The 5,265-nt window shown below is 45.3% G+C and carries 7 protein-coding genes; 2 read left to right on the top strand and 5 right to left on the bottom strand.

All coding sequences use genetic code 11. From position 1 onward, the window contains the following. Both V7D75_RS12565 and secB read left to right on the top strand, forming a co-directional pair. Positions 1-214, top strand: a 214-nt coding sequence (locus tag V7D75_RS12565; protein ID WP_333614822.1) for a glutaredoxin domain-containing protein, incomplete at its 5' end; no start/stop codon positions are given. 206 nt (positions 215-420) lie between these two features. Then, positions 421-873, top strand: a complete 453-nt coding sequence (gene secB / locus V7D75_RS12570) for a protein-export chaperone SecB (RefSeq protein ID WP_068407439.1) — start codon at positions 421-423, stop codon at positions 871-873. 202 nt (positions 874-1,075) lie between these two features. Here secB and adk read toward each other — a convergent pair whose 3' ends face one another. From adk to V7D75_RS12595, 5 genes are all read right to left on the bottom strand, one after another. Beyond that, positions 1,076-1,732, bottom strand: a complete 657-nt coding sequence (gene adk / locus V7D75_RS12575) for an adenylate kinase (protein ID WP_068407441.1) — start codon at positions 1,730-1,732, stop codon at positions 1,076-1,078. 228 nt (positions 1,733-1,960) lie between these two features. Then, positions 1,961-3,241, bottom strand: a complete 1,281-nt coding sequence (ccmI, locus tag V7D75_RS12580; RefSeq protein ID WP_333614823.1) for a c-type cytochrome biogenesis protein CcmI — start codon at positions 3,239-3,241, stop codon at positions 1,961-1,963. Beyond that, the gene (locus V7D75_RS12585) at positions 3,238-3,768 is read right to left on the bottom strand and encodes a cytochrome c-type biogenesis protein (protein WP_442968966.1); all 531 of its coding nucleotides are present in this window, start codon (positions 3,766-3,768) and stop codon (positions 3,238-3,240) included. Before V7D75_RS12585 ends, ccmI begins: the two co-directional genes overlap by 4 nt. Positions 3,769-3,872: 104 nt before the next feature. Beyond that, complete coding sequence (locus V7D75_RS12590; protein WP_333614824.1) at positions 3,873-4,523, bottom strand: DsbE family thiol:disulfide interchange protein; 651 nt, start codon at positions 4,521-4,523, stop codon at positions 3,873-3,875. A gap of 1 nt (position 4,524) precedes the next feature. After that, positions 4,525-5,265 (bottom strand): cytochrome c-type biogenesis CcmF C-terminal domain-containing protein (locus tag V7D75_RS12595; protein WP_333614825.1); only part of this gene is annotated, 741 nt, incomplete at its 5' end.

Here is a 5,265-nt window from a genome sequence, read left to right on the forward strand (position 1 = left end):
AAACGCTAAGCAATTATTACAATCTAAAGGTGTTGATTACGAAGAAATCGGCATGCATGACATAAGCCGCGAAGAGCGCCAAGCTTTGATGCAAAAGACCAACAACTATCGCACTGTGCCGCAAATTTTCATCTGTGATACCTTTGTCGGTGGTTTCGACGAGCTTAACCAAATGAACCAACAAGGCAAACTTGACGAGCTATTAGCCGGTTAATTTGCTATTGTCCTTTTCTGTCTATTTTTATTGTGTAAAAATAGACAGCGTTAAGAATAACGCTTTGTGATAAAAAACAGTTTTTAAAAAACTGAGTAAAAGACCTTGAGATAAATCTCAAACCTTAGTCTGCATTTATATTACAATGATATGTTGTTACAATGACAATCTGCCCCATTATTTGATTAACTTTTAGAGGAATGACCATGGCTGAAGAACAAGCACAACCACAATTGGCACTAGAACGCATTTATGTAAAAGACATGTCACTTGAAGTCCCAGGCGCCGCTGTATTTACTAAAGAGTGGAACCCTGAGCTTGATATCAATCTATCAAGCAACGCTGAAAAGCTTGATGACGATCATTATCAAGTGGTATTGACGGTCAGTGTCAACGCCAAAAACGCTGAAGAAGCGGCATTTATCGCCGAAGTGCATCAAGCGGGCATTTTCTTATTAAAAGACATTCCAGAAGACCAAATCGGTCAAATTTTGGGTGCGTATTGCCCGAACGTATTGTTCCCGTATGCACGTGAAGTGATTAGCGACATTGTAACGCGTGGTAGCTTCCCGCAGCTATTGCTTGCACCAGTCAACTTTGACCAAGCATATGCGCAAAGCCAACAGCAAGCGCAAGTTGATGCCCAAGGTAACGCATAATTCTTAACCTGCTAAAACCTAAGCTGCATTTAAACAATAGTAGCTAAAAGCCGTTTACTGAATTTAAGTAAGCGGCTTTTTTATTGGTACTGGTTAGCATTTATTTTTAAGCATTAAAAAACCCTGCTGCTTATAACTACAAGTAGCAGGGTTTTGAATATAACGGTTAATCAACACGTCTATCGGCGACGTTTAAAAAGTTTTAGCCTTTTAGTGCCGATAATATTTGCTGCTTAACGTCATCAATGCCTTGGGTGCCATCGAATTTGTCATATTTAGGGGCATCACCGCCCTCAGCCGCTTTTTCTTGATAGTAACCAACCAAGGCAGAGGTCTGCTGTTGATAGGTCGCTAAACGATCACGAATGGTCGCTTCTTTATCGTCTTCACGTTGAATCAATGGCTCGCCCGTCACATCATCGATACCTTCGACCTTAGGTGGATTATGGTCGATATGATAAACACGCCCAGAACCAGCATGCTGACGACGGCCTGATAGGCGCTTAACGATTTCATCATCAGGCACGCTAATTTCAATCACATGGTCAATCGCTACGTTGGCATCAGCAAGCGCTTGGGCTTGTGGAATGGTACGCGGAAAACCATCTAAAATGCAGCCGTTGACACAATCAGGCTTGGCGATGCGTTCTTGCACGAGGTTAATGATAAGATCATCAGAAACCAAACCACCAGCGTTCATTACATCTTTTGCTTGTTTGCCAAGTTCAGTACCTTCTTTGATGGCGGCACGCAGCATATCACCTGTTGAGATTTGCGGGATATCATACTCTTTAGAGATGAACTGGGCTTGGGTACCTTTACCGGCGCCTGGTGGACCTAGCAAAATAATACGCATCATTATACGACTCTCCTTAATAGATAGGATTTTGGGACTAATAAAACTTAGGGATTGATGGGTTGCAGAGCTTACCTTACCTTGTGGCTTTCAAAAGCTCAAGTATTTTTAGTCTTGATGCGGCAAGTTACGATGACTTATCTGTTCATCAGATAAGATTGTGCGGGTTGTGCGCCGCCAAAAGTATGACGGCGCACATTTACTAAGTATTCAATTTTTACGATATATCTATCAAGGAACTTGTTGATTAATCGCCACATTGACCTGATTTTGGTCGGCGCTAATGACAACAGGATTACCGGTTAAATCACCAGATTCAGCATTGGCGGTGCCGCTATGGCTAATACGCGCAATGACAGCAAGCTGGACTTTATCACCGCGAGCAGACGCAAGCGTACGTTCAGGCATCATGGCGTCTAAATCACTTAGGCTAATAGTCGCCTCTCCCTGTTTAATAACGCTAATCGGTAAACGCTTGGCAGCAAACGGTGGCCCACCTTTGACATCTCGAATAGCGACAAACAACACATCGTCTGCTTTTACTAACGGTAGCAAACTTGCATTAATAGAGACGGTGACCTCAACGCCCTCAGATGCCTGCTGCTGCTGCGCGCTGACGTTGGCACTCAATTCATCAAGGCTTGCCAGCGCTTGGCTATGGTCGCCCGGTTTGGCGGCAATACTGGCACGCAAGCGCTTAATCCAGCCTTGTGCTTGCTCAAAGTTATTGCCACGCGCCTCGCCCATTGCCATCAGCATTTGAGCGCCTTCATGCTTTGGATTTTTCGCTAGTACATCTTGTAAAACGCGACGGCTATTGGCATCGAGCTGGCCTTTATTGGCAAAAAAGCTGATTTGCGCATAAGTGGTGGCAATCTCTTCATTGCCTGGCGACAAACGATAAGCACGCGATAAGGCTTCAAGCGCTGAGTCGGTTGCTTCTAATGATAAAAACAACTCAGACAGACGCATCCAGCGATCAGGATCATCAGCATGACGATAGACGTTGGTCTGCATGGCACTGATTAGCTGCGTACCATCTTCAATCGCCCAAGCAGGCGGCTGATCGATTTTACCAGTCAATAAGTCATCTGCTACTTGTCCGACTTTATCTTCAGCCGCCCATAAGTCAAATACTGACGTACGGTCACTGATTAAGAAATAGGCCAATCCTGCCAATACCGGCACCCATATCATGATAATCAAACGACTCTTGAAACTTGGCGCTACCATAGGTGTGACTGTGCGCTGCGCGTCCAGTAATTGGCGCTCAAGCTCGAGCTTTTGATTGCGGTAATGGACGTCATCAATGGTGCCGCTGTCTTTATCGGTTTGCAGCTCTGTTAGACGCTCACGGAATACGGCAACGTTGATGTCTAGCAGTTGGTTGTCAACAGGCTTGTCGCGCAAGCGTGACGCGCGTAGCCATGGCATGATAGCGATAACGGCCAGTAGCAGCGCAATAAATAAGCTTAGGGCAATAAATAAGCCAAAAGTAGAAAATAGGGTCATTTTTTGTCCTCTGTACTGGTGATAACAGCTTCGCTTTTAGCATTACTGTTACTATTGCTACGCGACAATAAACGATCAAGCTCCGCTTTTTCTGCCGCCGATAACGCTGCGGCGCTATCTATATTAACCGCACTTTCACCGCGCGCCACGCGCTGGCTACGTTTACTTTGCCAAAACCAGCCAATAATCAGCGCAATCAATAATAATGGCGGAAAAAACCACAGTATCCAGGTCGATGGGCGCACAGGCGGCTTATAAGTAATAAAGTCTCCATAACGCTCTTGCATATATGCGCGTATTTCCGCATCACTACGACCCTCTTTAATCATGTCGTAAGTTTTTTGCTTTAAATCTTGCGCGATGGGCGCAACAGAGCCAGCCAAATTTTGGTTCTGGCACTTTGGGCAACGCAGCTCCTCGATAAGCCCGCGATACTGCGCTTCTTGTTGCGGCGAATCAAAGTCATAAACATCGATTGCGGCATGCGCACTAAAACTGAGGATAAAACTCAGCAAGCACGCAAGCATTAAGCCGGCTAACTTTATTATAAAATTTGCTGGTTTTATGCTTTGTGCTGACAGGCTTTTTGATGACGTGCTTTTTGATGACATCACTGTTAAAGGTATGGCGTTCACTTACACACCTCCTGAACCTGACTAGAATCAGGACTGACATTTTTCTTATCCGCTTCATTGAGCACCATCAAACAGGGCATGATGCGGCTTTGCCAGTTGCTTTCATTAATCTCACCAACAATATGCTGACGAATAATACCTTGCCCATCAACCACAAAGGTTTCAGGCGCGCCAGTTAAGCCTAAATCCAAAGCAAACTGCCCAGATAAATCCTGAATAGACATGGAGAATGGGTCGCCGCCACGATTTAAATATCCTAGCGCATCACCGATGTCATCTTTGTAATTAACACCAACCAAATTGACCCCGCGCTCCTCTAATTGCATTAAAAAAGGATGCTCAACGATACAAGTTGGACACCACGAGCCCCAAACATTCATCAAAAACGGCTGCTTAGGCAAATTATCATTGGTCATCATACGGCTCGTATCAGACAATAATGGCAACTCAAATGACGGTACCGGCCGCTCAAGCGCAGTGTTGGTGACGATATCCGTCGGCTGACCCAAACGCAGGTACAGCATAATAATAAAACCAACAAACACAATCAGCGGAATCAAAAACCATATCTTTATTTGGCTTCTTTTCATAGTTTTAGTCTTTTTATCTGCAGGCGCTTTTTGGGAAGAATTATTTGACTGACTCATGTTACTTCTCCCCTACGTGAGCTTCGGTAATAAACCCTGCTTTGTTGGCTGCCGTTTGCGTTGATGCCTTAGCCTTTTTAAAACGATAACGGCTATCAAGCATACTTAGCAGACCGCCTAAGGCCATGATAATCGCCCCAAGCCATATCCAGCGCACCAGCGGCTTGACATAAATACGTACCGCCCACTTATTACTGTCTTCTGCGATAGGCTCGCCCAGCGCCACATATACATCACGCATGAGACTGGCATCAATTGCCGCCTCGGTCATTGGCATACCACTAATAATATAAGTACGTTTCTCCGGATACAAAGTTGTCACCGCGCGACCCTCTTTGGTCACCTCAACCTGTGCTTGCATACCATCAAAGTTACTGCCCCTGACTTCATGGAAATCTTTGACCTCAAAGTCGTAGCCTTGTACGTGCACAGTTTCATTTTCGCCCAATGCCACATCGCGCTCAACACTCAAGGTGCTGGTAAATGCCACCCCGATGACGGCGACGATTACGCCAATATGAGCAGTTTGCTGCCCCCAGTAGCTCAAACGTAACTGACGTAGTCCTTTAAAGAAACTTGGGGCGTTTTTGGTTTTGTCTTTAAAATCGACTGCCATCCAAAGTAGGACCCAAAAGCTAACCGCCAGCGTCACGCCAATATTTAACATATCAGACGGGCTAACAAAATAGGCAATAATCGCTGCTAACAGCAGACTGCTGAACGCAATGACCATACCGGCGCC

Source organism: Psychrobacter sp. (assembly GCF_036731945.1).
In the GTDB taxonomy this organism is placed as follows: Bacteria; Pseudomonadota; Gammaproteobacteria; order Pseudomonadales; family Moraxellaceae; genus Psychrobacter.

Coding starts and splice junctions, on each gene's coding strand:
- secB (WP_068407439.1), top strand. CDS start 421: ATGGCTGAAGAACAAGCACAACCACAATTGGCACTAGAACGCATTTAT.
- adk (WP_068407441.1), bottom strand. CDS start 1,732: ATGATGCGTATTATTTTGCTAGGTCCACCAGGCGCCGGTAAAGGTACC.
- ccmI (WP_333614823.1), bottom strand. CDS start 3,241: ATGACCCTATTTTCTACTTTTGGCTTATTTATTGCCCTAAGCTTATTT.
- V7D75_RS12585 (WP_442968966.1), bottom strand. CDS start 3,768: ATGCTTGCGTGCTTGCTGAGTTTTATCCTCAGTTTTAGTGCGCATGCC.
- V7D75_RS12590 (WP_333614824.1), bottom strand. CDS start 4,523: ATGAGTCAGTCAAATAATTCTTCCCAAAAAGCGCCTGCAGATAAAAAG.